General features: G+C 41.8%; 17 protein-coding genes. 5 read left to right on the forward strand and 12 right to left on the reverse strand.

Annotated features, from left to right (window positions below):
* The first annotated feature begins 39 nt into the window (after window positions 1-39).
* Complete coding sequence (gene lysS, locus ABJF57_RS15340; protein ID WP_462232205.1) at window positions 40-1,758, forward strand: lysine--tRNA ligase; 1,719 nt, start codon at window positions 40-42, stop codon at window positions 1,756-1,758.
* Between the two features lie 67 nt (window positions 1,759-1,825).
* On the opposite strand, the gene ABJF57_RS15345 is transcribed toward lysS, so the two are convergent.
* The 4 genes from ABJF57_RS15345 to ABJF57_RS15360 all read right to left on the reverse strand — a co-directional run bounded on the left by ABJF57_RS15345 (window position 1,826) and on the right by ABJF57_RS15360 (window position 4,887).
* The gene (locus tag ABJF57_RS15345; RefSeq protein ID WP_462232206.1) at window positions 1,826-2,158 is read right to left on the reverse strand and encodes a hypothetical protein; all 333 of its coding nucleotides are present in this window, start codon (window positions 2,156-2,158) and stop codon (window positions 1,826-1,828) included.
* A gap of 253 nt (window positions 2,159-2,411) precedes the next feature.
* Window positions 2,412-2,918, reverse strand: coding sequence for a ClbS/DfsB family four-helix bundle protein (locus ABJF57_RS15350; protein WP_462232207.1), 507 nt, complete (start codon window positions 2,916-2,918; stop codon window positions 2,412-2,414).
* A gap of 82 nt (window positions 2,919-3,000) precedes the next feature.
* A complete protein-coding gene (locus ABJF57_RS15355; protein WP_462232208.1) occupies window positions 3,001-3,795 on the reverse strand; it encodes an alpha/beta fold hydrolase in 795 nt (264 codons plus the stop codon).
* 189 nt (window positions 3,796-3,984) lie between these two features.
* Window positions 3,985-4,887, reverse strand: a complete 903-nt coding sequence (locus ABJF57_RS15360) for a LysR family transcriptional regulator (RefSeq protein WP_462232209.1) — start codon at window positions 4,885-4,887, stop codon at window positions 3,985-3,987.
* Between the two features lie 98 nt (window positions 4,888-4,985).
* On the opposite strand from ABJF57_RS15360, the gene ABJF57_RS15365 reads away from it, so the two are divergent.
* The gene (locus ABJF57_RS15365) at window positions 4,986-5,711 is read left to right on the forward strand and encodes an SDR family oxidoreductase (RefSeq protein WP_462232210.1); all 726 of its coding nucleotides are present in this window, start codon (window positions 4,986-4,988) and stop codon (window positions 5,709-5,711) included.
* Window positions 5,712-6,031: 320 nt separating this feature from the next.
* On the opposite strand, the gene ABJF57_RS15370 is transcribed toward ABJF57_RS15365, so the two are convergent.
* Together ABJF57_RS15370 and ABJF57_RS15375 are read right to left on the reverse strand one after the other, a co-directional pair.
* A complete protein-coding gene (locus ABJF57_RS15370) occupies window positions 6,032-7,051 on the reverse strand; it encodes a hypothetical protein (protein WP_462232211.1) in 1,020 nt (339 codons plus the stop codon).
* Window positions 7,052-7,233: 182 nt separating this feature from the next.
* A complete protein-coding gene (locus ABJF57_RS15375) occupies window positions 7,234-7,614 on the reverse strand; it encodes a SnoaL-like domain-containing protein (protein ID WP_462232212.1) in 381 nt (126 codons plus the stop codon).
* Between the two features lie 130 nt (window positions 7,615-7,744).
* On the opposite strand from ABJF57_RS15375, the gene ABJF57_RS15380 reads away from it, so the two are divergent.
* A complete protein-coding gene (locus ABJF57_RS15380; RefSeq protein ID WP_462232213.1) occupies window positions 7,745-8,614 on the forward strand; it encodes a DUF6268 family outer membrane beta-barrel protein in 870 nt (289 codons plus the stop codon).
* Here the strand turns inward: ABJF57_RS15380 and ABJF57_RS15385 are convergent, their stop codons facing one another.
* The 3 genes from ABJF57_RS15385 to ABJF57_RS15395 all read right to left on the reverse strand — a co-directional run bounded on the left by ABJF57_RS15385 (window position 8,615) and on the right by ABJF57_RS15395 (window position 12,481).
* On the reverse strand, window positions 8,615-9,754 hold the full coding sequence (locus ABJF57_RS15385) for a lycopene cyclase family protein (RefSeq protein ID WP_462232214.1): 1,140 nt from the start codon (window positions 9,752-9,754) through the stop codon (window positions 8,615-8,617).
* Between the two features lie 76 nt (window positions 9,755-9,830).
* Complete coding sequence (locus ABJF57_RS15390; RefSeq protein WP_462232215.1) at window positions 9,831-10,076, reverse strand: hypothetical protein; 246 nt, start codon at window positions 10,074-10,076, stop codon at window positions 9,831-9,833.
* 5 nt (window positions 10,077-10,081) lie between these two features.
* Window positions 10,082-12,481, reverse strand: a complete 2,400-nt coding sequence (locus ABJF57_RS15395; RefSeq protein WP_462232216.1) for a TonB-dependent receptor — start codon at window positions 12,479-12,481, stop codon at window positions 10,082-10,084.
* A 247-nt stretch (window positions 12,482-12,728) separates the two neighbouring features.
* Between ABJF57_RS15395 and ABJF57_RS15400 the strand changes: the two genes are divergently transcribed.
* Together ABJF57_RS15400 and ABJF57_RS15405 are read left to right on the forward strand one after the other, a co-directional pair.
* The gene (locus ABJF57_RS15400) at window positions 12,729-13,757 is read left to right on the forward strand and encodes a sensor histidine kinase (protein WP_462232217.1); all 1,029 of its coding nucleotides are present in this window, start codon (window positions 12,729-12,731) and stop codon (window positions 13,755-13,757) included.
* Window position 13,758: 1 nt separating this feature from the next.
* Complete coding sequence (locus ABJF57_RS15405; RefSeq protein WP_462232218.1) at window positions 13,759-14,520, forward strand: LytR/AlgR family response regulator transcription factor; 762 nt, start codon at window positions 13,759-13,761, stop codon at window positions 14,518-14,520.
* Window positions 14,521-14,527: 7 nt separating this feature from the next.
* Here the strand turns inward: ABJF57_RS15405 and ABJF57_RS15410 are convergent, their stop codons facing one another.
* The 3 genes from ABJF57_RS15410 to ABJF57_RS15420 all read right to left on the reverse strand — a co-directional run bounded on the left by ABJF57_RS15410 (window position 14,528) and on the right by ABJF57_RS15420 (window position 17,118).
* The gene (locus ABJF57_RS15410) at window positions 14,528-15,268 is read right to left on the reverse strand and encodes a DUF3108 domain-containing protein (RefSeq protein WP_462232219.1); all 741 of its coding nucleotides are present in this window, start codon (window positions 15,266-15,268) and stop codon (window positions 14,528-14,530) included.
* Between the two features lie 84 nt (window positions 15,269-15,352).
* A complete protein-coding gene (locus ABJF57_RS15415) occupies window positions 15,353-16,099 on the reverse strand; it encodes a LytR/AlgR family response regulator transcription factor (RefSeq protein ID WP_462232220.1) in 747 nt (248 codons plus the stop codon).
* Window positions 16,096-17,118 carry a sensor histidine kinase gene (locus ABJF57_RS15420; RefSeq protein ID WP_462232221.1) on the reverse strand — a complete coding sequence of 341 codons (1,023 nt, stop codon included), beginning with the start codon at window positions 17,116-17,118 and terminating at the stop codon, window positions 16,096-16,098. The genes ABJF57_RS15415 and ABJF57_RS15420 overlap by 4 nt, the downstream gene beginning before the upstream one ends.
* Window positions 17,119-17,125: the final 7 nt, after the last annotated feature.

The following is a 17,125-nucleotide window of genomic DNA, read 5'->3' on the forward strand; positions in this document are numbered from 1 at the left end:
AAAATAAATTTTAAGCAAAGAAGAATACGAGCAAAAGACATGCAGTTAAGCGAACAGGAAATATTACGAAGAAAATCTCGACAAGAATTGATGGACATGGGAGTAGATCCATATCCTGCAGAGCCTTTTGATGTGAATGTGACTGCCAAACACATCAAAAAGAATTTTGATAGCAGACCTGGTGACTATACCAATATTTCCCTTGCAGGAAGGTTAATGAGCAGACGTATCATGGGATCTGCTTCATTTGCAGAGATACAGGATTCCAGTGGTCGAATTCAGATCTACATCAGACGGGATGATATCTGTGAAGGTGAGGATAAAACGCTCTACAACGAAATCTTCAAAAAGAAGATGGATATAGGAGATATCATTGGGATCAAAGGATATGTGTTTAAGACTGAGGTGGGAGAAATATCTATCCACGTTACGCATTTGAAGATGCTCACTAAATCCTTGCGCCCTCTTCCGATTGTGAAGGAAACAACGGATGATGAAGGCAATAAGAAGACATATGACGCATTTACAGACCCGGAACAACGGTATCGTCAGCGGTACCTTGATTTGATTGTGAATCCTGAAATACGTGAGACATTCGTGCAGCGTACCAAATTGGTAAACTCCATTCGAGAGTTTTTAGCTGACAAAGGCTACCTGGAAGTAGAAACGCCAATTCTGCAACCGCTATACGGCGGAGCAGCCGCACGACCTTTCAAGACGCATCACAATACGCTGGATATGACGCTTTTTCTGCGTATAGCCAATGAATTGTATCTGAAGCGATTGATTGTAGGAGGGTACGATGGGGTATTTGAGTTTGCCAAAGATTTTAGAAACGAGGGCATGAGTCGATTTCATAATCCCGAGTTTACGCAAGTGGAACTTTATGTAGCGTACAAAGACTACAACTGGATGATGGATACCATGGAAGAGATGATTGAAAAGGTAGCCATTGACCTGCATGGAGATACCAAGGTGCAGGTGGGCGAGCATGTGATCAACTTTCAGCGCCCATGGAAGCGATTTACCATGTTTGAAGCAATCGAGCACTTTACAAAAATCGATATCTCGGAAATGGATGAACAAGAGTTGAGAGCAACAGCCAAAAATCTGGAAGTGCCGCTTGATGATACGATGGCAAAGGGTAAGATCATTGATGAGATCTTCGGTGAAAAATGTGAGCCGCTGTTGATTCAGCCAACCTTCATTACGGATTACCCTGTGGAGATGTCTCCATTGACAAAGAAGCACCGCTCCAAAGAAGGTCTGGTGGAAAGATTCGAAGCGATTTGCAATGGCAAGGAAATCATGAACTCCTATTCTGAGCTCAATGATCCTGTGGATCAGCGGGAACGTTTCGAGGAGCAGCTTGAGCTAGGAAAAAGAGGAGATGATGAAGCGATGACGCTGGATGAGGACTTCCTACGAGCACTTGAGTTTGGTATGCCACCAACCGCAGGTGTTGGTCTGGGGATAGACAGACTGTCCATGATCATGACGAATTCCAGCTCGATCCAGGACGTGCTGTTCTTTCCGCAGATGCGACCAGAGGTAAAATCCAAAGCTGCCGAGTTGAGTGGAGACGAAAAAGGCGTTTTTGAAGTGCTGGAGAAAGAAAGTAGAATGGAATTAGTGGTGCTGAAAGAACAATCCGGTCTATCCAATAAAAAATGGGACAAGGCGATCAAAAAACTGACACAAGGAGGTTTTGCGAAGGTAGAGAAGACGGATGAAGGGTTGTTCGCAGAAGTCGTTTAGGTTCTGAATTACACCAAACAAGAAAGGTTCACTCACGCATTTGCTAGTGAACCTTTTTCTTGGAAGTTCATTCTCTCATACGCAGAAGTGTTCGAACATTCCCAAACGTGCGTACTGGCAACATGACCACACCAATCCACATGGATAGCGTGAGCTTAATAGCAAAGTAGAATACCCACCCAATCAATGGGAGAATCAAGAATATACGCGGCGTGATCTTGCTCAAAGTCAACCAGCCAGCAACCAACCCTGAGTACACATAAAACATGGCTAACTGCAATGAGACTGTAGACGTGCTGCTAAGCTGTGTATTAATGGCGCGACTTTGAGAAAGCAACATTGTTAAGGTAATCCCAAAACCAAATGTTAGGATAAGCTCTTTCCATACTTTGTGTGTCACACTACTCTTGCGTAATGAATTGCATGCGATGCAAATAGGGGTTGAGTGTTGAGATGTGCATGTGTAGCACAGCCCTTTGTTGCAATCCTGGCAGACAGCAACTATTGTCCGATCGTTGTGATAAAAGCAATTCATAAGTGCACTTGTTTTCAAATGATAGTTTGAACTGAAAAGCTAAGTGACACGAATGGTCAACGCTCAATTGCTCATGTGCACAAATGGTGAACTCAGGGTAGATTGAGTTGTGTAGGATTCATTGATACGCTTTTGTAGCCTTCTTGATTAATTTCAAACCCCAATCGTAGTGGCTGGAAGTTGCGGATATGAGGTACGCTCCTAAGGAAGTTGAGCCTGTCCATGAATACCTTTTCTTCTCAAAGAGCTCTTCGTCGGTGTGATGCTGAATGAGTTTTTGAACCTTCATGAAAGATTCGTTAAGGAGCTTTCTGCCTTCTGCCAGACTAACTTTCTGATAATCTTCCCAGATTTTTTTATTCAAATCAGGCATTGTTTTCCAGGTATAACCCTTGGCTGGCATTTCGGGCTTTGCTCCAGCCATTCCTACCTTGTACCAATCCAGCAGCATGAGGTGCCAGTGGTGGATGTGTGTCAGCACATCTCGTATGTTCCTGTTTAGCGTGCCCGGAGGAAAATCAGCACTTTGCTGTTCAGATGTGAGCGAATCAACCAAAGCAAGCAATCGTTCATAATTGGCCTTGCCAAGTATGAGAAGTTCTTCTTTGGTTTTAGGTCTGGGCATACCATGTAAATTTAATTCATCTCTCAGGTAACTGCATGGCTTGAATAATAAATTTGTTCCTATGGAGATTTGGAGAAACGAACTATTTACTCTTCGAAAGAAACCGCTTAGCTTTTGCAATGAACTCGCTTTTGTACGCACCTTCATGTGCACTGTGCGAAACATCCGGTAGAATCCATACATCGGAATTAGGTAAATTCTTCTTTACTCTAGCCACTTCATCAAAGTCCATTCCTTCGTCATCGTCACCCATCACGATCATCACTTCTGCCTGTACTTGTTTGAGTTCTTCATCGCTAATGGAAACAATGTAGTTCTTGAATTGATCCATGATTCCTTTGATTTGTTCATCACTCGCGTGCGAGGTTTCTAACCAGGGGAAGTTGGCCTTATTTTCAAAAGTGAAACCTTCTTGGTATTGAGGAAAATCTTCGACCGTCCAGGTGCCCACGGCACCTATTGTAATCATGGATTCGATGAGCCTAGGATTAAGCATGGCCACTTGAAACAACACGTCGCCTCCGAAACTGAATCCAATGGCTTTGACCTTTTCCAGACCTAAGTGCTGAATGAGGGCATTGACATCTTTGCCTACCGACGGTATAGATAAGTCATCTTTGAAAGGCTCGGATTGGCCATGCCCCGTCAAATCAACGAGATAAAGTGTGTAGTATTTTTCGAAATCTTCTACATACGGTCTCCAGGATTTTGAGGATAAACTGTATCCGTGGAGCATGAGCAACGGGGGACCTTCACCATACTGTTCGTAATAAATTTTCTTTCCATTGACGGAAACGGATGCTGATTTTTTCATTTTTTGTGAGTAGCCGATGGCTGATAAGAGTATCAGCGCAATGGTTATGTTTAGTTTTTTCATAGTGATTATAATGCTGGGCGATTTGACTTTCAGATAAGGGGAGTATCTGGTGCCCTTTAAGAATTTTTGCTAAAGTATCGGATTTTGATTCACATTACAAATACCACGATGGTTTAGAATCTGCCTTTTTCGTCAATTTATATGGAGATTATATAACTGCGAAACGATTTACAATATGACAGTCAAGGTTTAGTTAACAAACCCAAGTTTATTCGCAATTTGATTTTTCAGCAATTCAAAAAAGTTCTTTTGCTTTTTGTGAGCGATCAGGAAATAATTCCTTTCTGGGTATGAGCTTGATGGCCAGATGAGTTTCAGTGATCCACTAGCAAGAAACTCTTTTGCATTTTCCAGTAAGGTGACACAAATCCCATTTGTTTTTGTTAGTTCCTGTAGCATGAAGTATTCATTGGGAATGATGTAGTTCGTGAAAACTTTAGGCCTTCTCTTATTGAAGCAATGCAGCCAGAACAATTTTATGAAAGGGTTAGTAGACATGTGTGAGAACCAGATTTGTTGTTCTAACCAATGCTGAGTTTTGACTAGATCCACATTGCTGATGTGTTTATCAAGTTCAGCGGTATCGACAGTGGGATGTCCAACAATTACCAAAGGAGAACTTAGTATTTTGTATGAGAGGATATCAAAGGTTTCTACCTCTTGGTGAATGATTGCAGCGTCGATTTCTTGTTGATTTACGAGTTCAAATAGTTCCTCATTTCTTTCTTCAAATCGAATGCTTAAATGTTTGAAACCAGTGAGTTTTTCGGAAAGGAAGCTCTTGTACAAATGTTGACTGATTCCCAAAACATACAGTTTTTCTTCCTTCTTGACGCTCCGACTGTACATCGATTCCACTTCTTCTAATGTGTCAAGGGATTCAATGATAAGGTTGTTCAGGAATTTTGCATTCTCAGTTGCTTCTACACCTTTGGATTTTCTTAGGAATAATTTATGACCAACGTAAGCCTCAAGCATACTCATTTGATTGCTAACCGCCGGTTGACTCATGAATAATTCTTCTGCCGCTTTAGAGTAATTCCGATGTTTGTAGACGGCTTTAAAGGTTCTATACCATTCTAGACTGATCATTGATATTAAAATATTTATATCATGAGGTAAAATAAGCTATTTCATTTGATATCACTTAAGCCTTACTCTTGCTTCGTGAAAATTAAAATCATAGTCAAATGAATAGAATCGCATTAGTAACAGGAGCAAACAAAGGGCTAGGCCTTGAAACTGCTCGGCAATTAGCACAGGAAGGTGTAACCGTATTGATGGCTTCCAGAAACAAGGAAAGAGGGATCGAAGCTGTTCAAAAATTGAAAGATGAAGGGTTGGACGTGGAATTGGTGCAATTGGAGGTAACCAATAGCGCTGAAGTTGACGTCTTAGTACAGCGCATTGATTCTACCTATGGTAAGCTTGATATACTGGTCAATAATGCAGGGATCATGCATGGAGGAGAGCCTACAGGTGTTAATTCGGCAGAAATTGTGAAAGCAGAAGTATTAAGGGAAACCTTTGATGTGAACTTCTTTAGTTTGGTGAGTCTTACACAAAAAATGTTACCATTACTAAAGAAAAGTGAATCAGGAAGGATCATCAATGTTTCGAGCATTTTAGGATCGAACACGGTACAAAGCGACGAAAACTCACCTTGGAGCGGTATTAAGCCATTCGCCTACAACGCATCCAAATCTGCGCTCAATTCATTTACCGTACACCTTGCAGCAGCTTTGAAGAACACGAACATCAAAGTGAATTCAGTACATCCTGGGTGGGTACAAACCGAATTAGGAGGTAAGAACGCTCCGTTAGAGGCACCGGAAGGTGCGAAGACTTCAGTGAGTTTAGCGTCAGTTGACTTCACGGGCAAGTTTATTCACGATGGAGAAGAAATAGCTTGGTAGAATTTCCAGGGCCTCTTTAGCTGACCAGCTATGAGAGGCCTTGCTTCAGTGAAGTATAATTACTAGCGACTGTTATGTATCCATTGTTCGTTCGGGTTGACAAGTTCATAAAGAAGATTCCAAAAGTGCTTAAATGTGCGTGGGTTTTCTACGTCACTAAATGAAACATAACGATCAGCTAAAATCCGTAGGCTGGACTTTTTTTAAGTATCCATAAAAGTATCGTGTCATACTTGCCTTTACAAATAGCTCAGCTATCTAGGGATGGTAACAAAAAAAGCCATCTCTCGATGGCCTTTCCCTTATGATTTTAAGTTTGTTTATTTTCCTGATTCGAACGACTCAACTTTTTCTTTAAGCGCATTGATTTCCTTGTTCTGCTCAATGAGATACAGCGTTAGTTCTTCAATCTTCTGAAGGAGCTTAGCGTTCATCTCGCCAAGGTTGATTCCGTTTGCCATGACCTCTACTTCGCTGGGTATTTCAGGAAGATGACCATTTTCGTTGATGTGCTGCTCGACTTCTTCCAGAGATCTTAAGTTGTAGTCTTTTTCAAAAACAAAATCCGACCATCCTGTTGCCTCTACCTTGACTTCTCTTGCTCCGACCGAGCCTTCTACTGCAAGTTTGTGAGAACCAGTTGAAGTAGTTCCAATTCCGAGACTTCCAGAAGAATTTATTCTCATTTTTTCAACTCCGTCATCTTTGAATATCAAAGAGCCACTTGACCCAGCTCTAAATTGCCAGGACTTTCCAGCACTTTGAATTAAGCCTAACTGATTAGCAGAAACATCTGATAGTGTTATAGTTTCTGTTGGTGTGGTAGTCCCAATTCCAACTTTTCCGTTGTTACAATAGAGGACATTATCACAATTAGAGGGTTCCATAATATCAGTAACCTTACTTATGCCTGCATCTCCATTTTGAAAAGGGCCAGTATATGTAATTCTTAATTTGGAGGCTCCATTTAGCTCTATTTCTTGTTCAATAACGCCATTATTGGGAGGAATCAATGCTGGAATAGTTTGGAAGGCTACATCATTGATATCCAATAGCTGAAAATTGACGTCCGAAAACAATGTACTGCCGCCAGAGCCTCCTTCTAATGTGAATCTCACTTTGTTGTAGGACAAATTGGAATAATCTTTAAAGGCATCTTTTGTCCAATGTCCAATGTATATAGTAGTAGCTCTCTGGGCTTGAGGTGTAGTTAGCGACACATCACGATAGAAGCCACAGTGACCATCCCTATTAAAACCAGGTGAACAAATATCTTCAACAGTTTGAGCAAGAATGGAATTGGCAAGAAGCACGATAAAGATAGAATTGAATATTTTCATGTGTTGTAATTTGATATTTATTGGTGAAATTAATTATTACAATTTTATAAAAGTACTGTAGACAGCCCGTGCACATCTTGTAACCGTGTTGTATGGCCAGGGTTTTAAGAGTTTGCTAGGTTTCAACAAAAAAAAGCCATCTCTCGATGGCCTTTTCCCTTATGATTTTATTCCTTTCCTGATTATGCTGGCTGAGGCATCGGTGTATAGAAAAACTGCTCCGTGACAACTTTTCCATTCTCTACCTGATAGACGCAAACCTCGTCCATGGCGATCGGCTCATTCATGCCTTTGAGCGTGACATTGGACTTCATCGTAATGGAGAAAAAATTCTCTGCCACGAGTGGATCAGAAATGTCACTGGAGTGAAATTCAGCAAGCATATCGTTCCATTGTTTACCCTTTTGAGCAAGCGCCTCATATCCTTGTACGCGAGTTTCCCAAGGACCACCCTCTGGCTCGATGCTTACAATGTCCGGAGAGTAAAGGCTTTGGATGCATTCTTCGAATTTGCCTTCGCGACAAAGCTTTACTAACTGGTTTGCTACTTCTTGTGTCGTCATATATTTTGTGTTTGAGTTGAACATGCGGTAAAGAAATTGGTTAGAGTGACAGCCCTATGTCACCGGTTTGTCGAAATATGAAAAAATGATTGGTGGCAGTGGGGGAAATTTTCCGATCTTGGCGAATTCTATGCGTTTCTTAGTTGCATGTATTTTGTGTGTAGTGCTCATTCCGGGGCAGGGTCAGTTGCTTGACCTGGCCAAGGTGGAGTATCTCTATGTGCCTGGAAGTGGGGGGAATTTTGAATATCACCGTCAGGCGATAGAGGTAAACGTCCCGTTTAAGATCAAAGAGGGCGCCTATTTTTTTGTTGGAATGGACTATAGCCGCATGCTTTTTCGCTACAAAGAGGCGGAAGATTCTTACGACAAGACAAACGCTGAAAATTTCAAGTCCCTTGACCTGAACCTGACCTACACCTTTGAGATGAAAAACCATTGGCGGTTGGGCATTCAGGTGACACCCTCCTTCAATAGCAACTTGCAAGGAAAACTCATAGCTGATGACTTTCTGGTGAATGGAGTGATGGCATTTATCAAAACCAAAGATGGGACGAACGGAAAGAAACCCAATCGGCTTATTTTGGGATTGGCGTATTCTACGACCACCCGATTTCCCATTCCCTTCCCATTTGTGAACTATTACAGAAAATTTCATCCGCGCTGGTCCTACACCATTGGCGCGCCTTACTCCAACATACAATTTCATGCGTCTGAAAAAAATCGATTCAAGATTCATGCAGAAGGAGAGGCCTTCAATACGCACATACAGCAAGGCCTGATTGTAGAAGACGCCGGAGTTGCCGATAGGCTGAGGTTCTTTTTGATTAATGTAGGATTTCGCTATGAGTATAAATTTTCGGAACACATAGAATCATACCTGATTCTTTCCAGAACGGTACTTTCAGATCTTCAGCTCAGAAAAGGAAAGGATATCATCTTTCAGCCGTCGTTGGATAACGTGATGTTTTTCAGGTTAGGTGTGCGATGCAAAATATAGCTACTTCCAAAAAGTAGCAAGAAACGCGCGCCAGAATTGAGGCCTATTGAGCGAAAACATGACTTTCAAATCCTCTGGAATGGAACTCTCCTCATCCAAAAATCTGAAAACAGAATGAATCTTTGGCTTGGTATACAGCCGGGTGAAAATCTCCTCTCCCAGATCATTTCTGGAAGCCAATACATTCAGGAAAATGGAATCGTATGTCCTATACCGAGAAGTTGCAATCCCTCTCTCAGGTCTTTGTCGTTTTTTAATATTTTCCACGACCATCGAGGAGTAGCGATCGGCATTTTTAAATGAATAGCCAGATGAGGGTCGAACCCAGCCTCCAGCGGTGCCAATCTTGGTACAGTGCTCAGTGTGATGCTTGTGAAAGGGATAATTGGACATGGGAATAGCGCCCTGCTCTACTTCCGTGATTTGATAACTGTCAATTGCCAGATACGTCTGAATGTACTCTTTGAGATACTCATCATACGTTTCATCGGGCAGCAATTCGTCATTGAATAGCGTGAATTCAACCAGCGCTGTAGTTGAGGAAAGGGGCAGCACGTAAGTAAAGCTGGTGCTGTCTTCCCACTTTAGTCGATAGTCCATCATGGTGAAGGTGGCTGGGTCAAACATCGGTTTTTCTGTTTGAATGAACCAGCCTTTGAAATGTTGAATGAGCGAATGGTATTGGTCTCTCTTGCTAGCAAACTCTTCAGGGATTCGACTATCAAAAATGTGCTTGGACGTGTAGGTGTTTTCTGATCCTGTGATTTGATGACCTTCCACACTGACCACATCATCTTTTATCCAATCGACGTTCCTGGCCTTCGCAATTGTGCTTTTCGCATAGGCATAAAAGTCTGCCGATCGCACCATCTTGTACCGATAGGGTGCAAGGTCAAATGAAACGATTTCTTTTTCATTGTGAAAAAAGCCGGTGCTCCAGGTATGCGTAGCGAGTGTATCCCATATGGTTTCTCCTTTTTCCCAAAAGCACCACGTTCGGTCATTGGCTACTTTATCATCCTTGTCCAGGAGAAGGATGCGTTTTTCATTAAAAAAATCATCTTTGATCATTTTCAGTGCAAGCTGAAGTCCGGCGGCTCCAACACCTACAATCGCATAGTCATAACTGGCTTGATCCATTTCAGCCCTAAATATAAGTAGCCCCGCATTTGCAGGGCCACCACCACCAACATTCGCGAGGGCTATTTCCCCTGGCTCAATGATTCAATTCGGAACATTGGTATCCGAATTTTTCTAGTATGACAGCAATGTTTTCACAAGAAAAAATAGAGGATTCTACTTTCAAAACATGCTCCCAGTCGTCAAGGTCTACACTCCATCGCTGGATGTATTTCATCTGACTGAATATTTGATTGACTTGTTCTACATCCTTTCTGGTTTTGATATTGCTTTTCAAAATCAGCAGGTTGAGGTCTTTTTTCGAGCTAGTGAGTGTTTGCATAGGATTTAAAATTGAATGCGATACATCACGTCAGGGAAGAAGCCAATTTGGTCTACCACATTTACCTGATCGGTGACCTGATTGTATCTTCTGACGAATTCATTTTTTCTATTGGTTAAATTCTGGAAGTCAACAAAAAACTGATGAGAGACTTTCTTTCTGTTTAGCCGTACACCAAACTTGGCATCCCATCTGAAGTACTGTCCATACCTTTCACTAAAGGCAATGTCATCCTGACGCACTTCTCTGCCTAAGTTGTTGCGCGTAGCATCGATATCGAGCGGCGTGTAAGGACGACCTCCCGAGATGGTGGCTTTGGTGTCAAACGTCCAGGCGTTCTGTCCATTCGGACCAAACTTCCATTCCTTTCCGAAGAGGACGTTTAGTACGTAATTGTTATTAAACACAGTGTTTCGTTGAATGCCATCACTTCCTTCATATTGTGACTCGAATAATGAGGTCGTTAAAAGCATGTAATAGTTCCGGCTGAAGAATTTTTCCAGTGTGATTTCTGTGCCGTAATTGAATCCGGATCCATCACTTACAAGTGATCCCTTTTCCTCAAAAATGAAATCGTTCCCCTCATTGAGCACAGAATAGCTGGATGATGACTGCTCTACCGGTACATCAAAGATGCTTTGATAATATACTTCCGTTTTCAGTCTCCAATCCGTTCCTAGATTTCGGTCCATTCCCAAGACAAAATGATGCGCTTTGATGAAGTCCAGGTTTTGATTGGTTCGTTGCGTGTTGCCAGGAGTCACTTCTTCCTGATAGAAGAGCACGGGAGCAGGTACTGCTTGTCCGTGCAAGCCATAAGCGATGCTCCAACGCTGTACGGGCGTTTGTTGCCAGCTAATTGCTGCCCGCGGCTCGATGATGGATTTATCCATGAACTCATGATACTGACCATGAAGTCCGAAAGTGGTAGAAAGATTATCCGTGAGCTTATACTCTGCCTGTCCATACACCTGCAGCAGGTTGTAAGTCTCGTCTACATTGGTGGTGGTAAGGAAGTAATCCGGGATGTCGTCATTGTTAGCATCTGGAATAGATATCCGATTGTCCCGATCCTCTGCAAATAAGTCAAGATCATAGGTCTCGTTGAGGAACCCCGCCCGAAGGTTCCATCGTGCATTGAATTTAGTATTGAGCGTGGAAGTAATGGTGTAACGATTTTCCCTGTTTCGGACATTCGTCGCTCGATAGGTTCCTAAGAGCTGGTCATTGTCATCAAGCATTCGATTGTCTTGAAGGTATTCGTTGAAGTTTGTTGAAGCGCCGAATGAAGTCTTGAGATACGTATTCTGCCCCATGCGGATGGTGTGCGCCAATCCGATAAGCCCAAGTTCGTTTTGCACAAATGCATCTTGCTCAGGATTGGCGAAAAGGTCTGTGTCATCTATGTCTTCACCTAAAAAATCAATGCTACTCTTTCCGCCCAAGCCGAAGATTTCGAACCTACCAAGCTTGGTGTCCCCCAGGTTTGCCTTAAAAGAGATATCCTGATAGAAAGGAATAGCTGAGGTACCTGTTGCTGCTAAGCTTGCAATTCCGTAACGATATGAAGTCACAAAAGAGGAGTTGTTCTTTTTGCTGATGGGACCTTCTGCCATAAATTCTATTCCACTGAAGGCAGAGAGCTGGCCGGTGAATTCAAACTTGTCTGTATTCCCATTGCGGAAGAAGACATCAAAAACAGCGGAATTGGCATTGCCATATTCTGCAGGGAAAGCTCCAGTTAAAAAATCTGAGGTGCGGAGTAGGTTGGTATTCAAGGCATTTACAGGTCCTCCGGTTGTTCCTTGAGTAGCAAAGTGATTGGTCGTAGCAATGGGGATTCCTTCAATTCTCCAAAGCAATCCAATCGGTGAATTTCCTCTAACGACAATGTCATTTCGGGCATCATTGGTTGCATTGACTCCTGCAAATGAGGTAGCCAGTTTTGCAACATCATTTCTTCCTCCAGAGAAACGCGTCACTTCTTCTATGCTGAATGTTCTGGCACTTACTTTGGCCAGGTCATTAATGGGGAGATCTTTGTCTGCATCGGCCGTTACGACTACTTCTTGCAACTTCTCAACGGATTCTTCCAGGAGCACGCGTAGGATGACTTCTTTGCCTGACGTGACCAGCACATTGGGAAGTGAAATGCTTTTGTATCCAATGTAGGTTACAGCAAATGTCTGCCTTCCTACAGGTACATTTTCAATTCTGAATGAGCCATTGACATCTGCAATAGCTCCTTGAATGGGATCGGAACCCACCAGTTGAATGGTAGCTCCTATCAAGGGGTATTCTGCCTGAGCATCAAGTATGACGCCTTTGACAGTTTGATCTTGTGCCATACTCGCTATAGATACAAGTATTCCGAGGATGGTAATGATAGCTTTCGAATGTTTCATCGTGAATGTGATTGTTGTTTCGACGGCTAACCTATTGGTGAACACAATTGAAAGAAACGATAATCATAGCCAGGCGCTTCGTTAGTGCATTGAAACGTAATTTTTTCATGCTGAAACCGCAGATCAGGGGATCATACCGGATCGTCAAGTTGAGGTCTTAAATTCCGGGTTTCATCCGCGATTTTCTTGTCTTCGTTGGGTTTTGTGTCCGTATTCTGTCAAACCTTGATTTATCTTTAATCCAGTTATGAAATTACGAGAGGTATATATTCGCTGGATTGGCATTCCCATTGTGGCGTTGATCGCAGATTCAACGGATGGCGACCATATGACGGGTGAGCCCTTCTGGTATACCTTTTTTATCTCTCTGTGCTTTACTGCGGTATATTGGAATGGAGCTTGTTTTTTTATCTATCGCTTTCGAAAGATGTTTCCGGAGATTAGCCGCACGGCCAAAAGACTGCTTTTCACATCCTTGGGAATCATTTTCTGGATGACATTTGCAGGTATTCCAGTGAAACTTACATTTGGCCTTTGTACCGTATCGGAAGCATTCACCGTGGATACGAATTTTTTACCATTCAATTTTGTAGCCGCAACTGTAGTCACACTTGGATACGAAGCATTTTACTTTTTTGACAAATGGAAGGAACAGTTTACGTTGAATCAACAGTTGAAAAATCAGCAGATCAGGACACAGTATGAGGTGCTTCAAAATCAAATGAGTCCGCACTTTCTTTTCAATAGCCTCAATACACTCACAACGATTATTCCGGAAAATGCAGATGCAGCAGTCTCTTTTACGGAAAAGCTTTCTGAGGTCTATCGGTACATTCTCCAGAATAAGGATCGTGAGCTCGTAAGCCTCAGCGAGGAGATTGATTTTGTAAAGTCATACCTGTTTCTTTTACGCATGAGGTATCCCGATAACCTTTCGGTGGATTTCAAGATTGATAGCAAATACCATGATCTTACGATTCCTCCATTGACTTTGCAAATGCTAGCTGAAAACGCCATCAAGCACAATGTGGTATCCAAGGCCAAACCGCTTCACATAGATATTTATATTGAAAATGGTAAATCTGTGGTGGTGAAGAACAACCTGCAACGAAAAGACTCTTTGGATAAATCTACCAAGACAGGGCTGGAGAATATTCGAAAGCGTTATCGCATTTTAGGACAAAAGGAAATAGATGTAATCACTAGCACAACCAACTTTATGGTCGCTGTGCCACTCATAGATTTACTGGAGGAACGAGACCTGAGATTTACCTAACATGAAAGTATTAATTGTTGAAGATGAGGCTCCGGCTTTTAGGAGGTTAGAAAAAATCCTTTTAGAGATTGATCCAACCGTTGAAATTGTGGAGGTATTGGATAGCGTAGAAGAAACGGTGAAGTGGATGAATAATCATGAACGACCAGATCTCGCACTCATGGACATCCAAATAAGTGATGGCATAAGCTTCCAGATTTTTGATCAGATAGATGTGAAGTGCCCTGTTATTTTCACCACCGCATTTGATGAGTATTTGCTTAAAGCATTTAAGGTAAATAGCATCGATTATTTGCTTAAGCCAATCAAAAAAGAGGATCTGGAGCGGTCGCTTGAAAAGTACAAAAGCTTGCATGCCAGCTTTAACCAAAATGGGATTGACATGGCGGCTCTTCTAAATCAGATCAATTTGACTGAGGCTAAATACAAATCTCGTTTCTTAGTGAAGCAGGGAGATAAAATGCTGGCCATTCGCTCCGAAGATATTGTTTGCTTTCAAAGCAAGCATGGAGTTGTTCATATCAATACTAAAAATGAGAAAACCTACTTGTCAGATTTCACACTTGATGAGCTATCAACTCAGTTGGATCCTCGGTTATTCTTCCGTGCAAACCGTCAGTTTATTATAGATGCTGATTACATTCATACTGTGCACAAGCATTTTAAAGGGAAGCTCCTGGTAGAGCTTGAACACTTCTCGGATGAGCAAATTTTGGTAAGCAGTGAAAAAGCCACAGCATTGAAGCAGTGGCTAGATCAATAGGGCATTTCTAATTGCTTTTTGAGCTAACCAATTCAATTGAAAGCGCTGATGCAGGAACATTAAATTTGACAATTTTGGCAGGTTTTTCTTTCGCAATCCATATTCGATTTTGCGGCATTTTACCATCCGTCATGAGGTGAACAACTGTGCAATCAAAAGTGCCGGCAGGCGTGGTGACCGTTTCATCTTGAAGGTAATGCAGCGATGCGTCAGATACGGTCATGCTCGTAGGAATCAATACCTTCATATCAATGGTATCTCCAGCTGTGTAGTCAAGCGTTTGCATCAGCATGTAAAGCTCACTTCTGACAACATCATATTGGTACAGGGAGTCCACAGGATAATCATTGATCGTGTCTCGAGTAATTCGATACAGTCCGCGCACTTGCTTATCCGTTGCATTGAAATCTACATTGAGTTTTGTTGTATTTATCTGCATGGCAATCGAAACGTCTTCGAGTTCAAACCTTCCGGTATCAAACACAAATTCTGCCTCTTCATAGACGCTACCATCGTCGAATGATGAGGTATCTCGTGAAACAAGCTTGCCATTTTCAAAGTATGTACCGAAGATCATTGAACCGACCTTTGTGCCTGTTTTGTCCAGCATGTGGTAGGTGTTAACTACAGGCTGAATGCTTTGAAAGTCAACTTTTTTCCCAAGCCATTCTTTTTGTACAGCGGAGTTTTTTTCTGAAGGACTGCAAGCGATGAAGAGCAAGGTGATGATGAAGAGATAGTTTTTCATGGTTAGATTTTTATTCAAAAACACTTGATCAAAACTAATCCCATTCCATTAGAATGGGAACAAGACCGATTATCTAATAAGCCACTAACTATCCAGCCAGTCTTTGAATAACCGCACTTTTTCCCGGCTCACTATGATGTTTTCAATAAACGCTGGTTTCACAGAGACCAACAGGCGATTGTTAAAGTAAGAATCTATTGAATTGATACTTTTATCGCACAGCATGATGTGCCTATTTACTCTAAAGAAGCATGCAGGATCAAGTAAGTCTTGCAATTCATCCAATGAATGATCAATGATCATTGCATCTCCTTGATCGGTCTTTAGATATGTGGTGCTTGATTCACTGTAGAAATAGGCAATTTCAGACACATGTACCGATGTGTATTTAAGGCCGGTTTTGACCAGAAATTTCTGCTTGAAGGATGAGCTAAGTTGATTCTTGAGTTGGTTGATTGCATCGTTGATGTTGTCCTCCGACCCAACTTTCTTAAACTTCTCAATGGCCAAAATCAACTTGTCTGCCTGGACAGGTTTTAGCAAATAATCTAAACTATTGTACTTAAACGCATCCAGAACATATTTGTCAAAAGCCGTGGTGAAAATCACGTGAGGATAAGTATCTAGTTTCTCCAGGATGTCAAAACCTGTACCATCACCAAGTTGGATATCTAGAAATAGCAGATTGGGGCACTCATTTTCACTTAACCATTGACTGGCCGCTTTTACTGAGTAAAAGGTTTGAAGAATATTGACAGGGGTGTGCTCCGTTACCAATTTCAGTAATCGATCAGCAGTTAGTTTTTCATCCTCAATGATTATCGCATTCATGACAATGATAAGGGTAATCTTACTTTGAAGCTTTCTTCGCTATCCGTGATTTCTAGTGCCTTACCAGCAGAGAGTAGGAGCCTGCTCGAAAGGTTTTTCAAGCCGATTTTTGTGCTGGAGGCTAAATGCTCTTTTTTGCGCTTTTCATTTTCTACCACAATTGCTCTATTCCCTTCGTTTTTAATTGAAATGTGGAGCGGGTCATCAATGGAAAAGGAATTATGTTTTACCGCGTTCTCAACTAATATTTGGATTGACATGGGAGGAACAGCTTGATCGAGATTATCCAGTGAGATGTCCTTATCCACCACGATGGCCGATTGGTGCCTCATTTGAAGGAGAAAAACATAATTATCTAAAAAGTCGAGCTCCTCCTGCAAGGACACCACACTTTTTTCATCATTTTCAAGAATGTATCTGTAGATATCAGAAAGCTTAGCAATGAATTCTACAGCCGTTTTCGAATCTTTTTCTACAAGGGAGCTAAGCACACTGAAGCTGTTGAAGAGAAAATGAGGGTTTACCTGATTCTTTAATCCCTCATACTTGGCAGCTACCAGTTCCTTTTGAATTTGCTCTTTCTCTCTTGCCGTTCTTACAGCATAGGAGATATAGAGCTTAAAAATTTCGTATAGAATGATGATTTGAGACAGTACAAATCCTTGCGCACTCACAATTTGAAGGTTCTGCATAGTTGGTAGTCGCCCGGGATAGCAAAGTGGCTCAATAAAATACTGATTTATATAGGAAAAGAGTAACACAAAAGGCAGTACAACAAGTACTGCCTTAATGGATATCTTGTAAAGATCACTGTTAGATGAGATTCCATGCTTTTTATAAAAGAATGATATGGACCACGACGCTACTTCCCAGCATATGAGCACAACAGAAATTGTGTAAGAAAAGCTGATGAGATTAGTCAGGCTCCATTCAAGAAGCGAGTGTTCTCCAGTATCGGTAAATCGAAAAAAGAGAAATATCAGAAAGCCGATTAAAAGCCTAAATAGGTACTTCTTCATTTTTCAA

The organism is Ekhidna sp. (genome assembly GCF_039940915.1).
Lineage (GTDB): Bacteria > Bacteroidota > Bacteroidia > Cytophagales > Cyclobacteriaceae > Ekhidna.

Bases quoted from the DNA above. Each gene is read 5' to 3' on its own strand.
- lysS (WP_462232205.1), top strand. From the start codon at position 40: ATGCAGTTAAGCGAACAGGAAATATTACGAAGAAAATCTCGACAAGAA.
- ABJF57_RS15390 (WP_462232215.1), bottom strand. From the start codon at position 10,076: ATGCAAACACTCACTAGCTCGAAAAAAGACCTCAACCTGCTGATTTTG.
- ABJF57_RS15405 (WP_462232218.1), top strand. From the start codon at position 13,759: ATGAAAGTATTAATTGTTGAAGATGAGGCTCCGGCTTTTAGGAGGTTA.
- ABJF57_RS15375 (WP_462232212.1), bottom strand. From the start codon at position 7,614: ATGACGACACAAGAAGTAGCAAACCAGTTAGTAAAGCTTTGTCGCGAA.
- ABJF57_RS15385 (WP_462232214.1), bottom strand. From the start codon at position 9,754: ATGGATCAAGCCAGTTATGACTATGCGATTGTAGGTGTTGGAGCCGCC.
- ABJF57_RS15350 (WP_462232207.1), bottom strand. From the start codon at position 2,918: ATGCCCAGACCTAAAACCAAAGAAGAACTTCTCATACTTGGCAAGGCC.
- ABJF57_RS15410 (WP_462232219.1), bottom strand. From the start codon at position 15,268: ATGAAAAACTATCTCTTCATCATCACCTTGCTCTTCATCGCTTGCAGT.
- ABJF57_RS15420 (WP_462232221.1), bottom strand. From the start codon at position 17,118: ATGAAGAAGTACCTATTTAGGCTTTTAATCGGCTTTCTGATATTTCTC.
- ABJF57_RS15365 (WP_462232210.1), top strand. From the start codon at position 4,986: ATGAATAGAATCGCATTAGTAACAGGAGCAAACAAAGGGCTAGGCCTT.
- ABJF57_RS15400 (WP_462232217.1), top strand. From the start codon at position 12,729: ATGAAATTACGAGAGGTATATATTCGCTGGATTGGCATTCCCATTGTG.
- ABJF57_RS15370 (WP_462232211.1), bottom strand. From the start codon at position 7,051: ATGAAAATATTCAATTCTATCTTTATCGTGCTTCTTGCCAATTCCATT.
- ABJF57_RS15360 (WP_462232209.1), bottom strand. From the start codon at position 4,887: ATGATCAGTCTAGAATGGTATAGAACCTTTAAAGCCGTCTACAAACAT.
- ABJF57_RS15380 (WP_462232213.1), top strand. From the start codon at position 7,745: ATGCGTTTCTTAGTTGCATGTATTTTGTGTGTAGTGCTCATTCCGGGG.
- ABJF57_RS15395 (WP_462232216.1), bottom strand. From the start codon at position 12,481: ATGAAACATTCGAAAGCTATCATTACCATCCTCGGAATACTTGTATCT.
- ABJF57_RS15355 (WP_462232208.1), bottom strand. From the start codon at position 3,795: ATGAAAAAACTAAACATAACCATTGCGCTGATACTCTTATCAGCCATC.
- ABJF57_RS15415 (WP_462232220.1), bottom strand. From the start codon at position 16,099: ATGAATGCGATAATCATTGAGGATGAAAAACTAACTGCTGATCGATTA.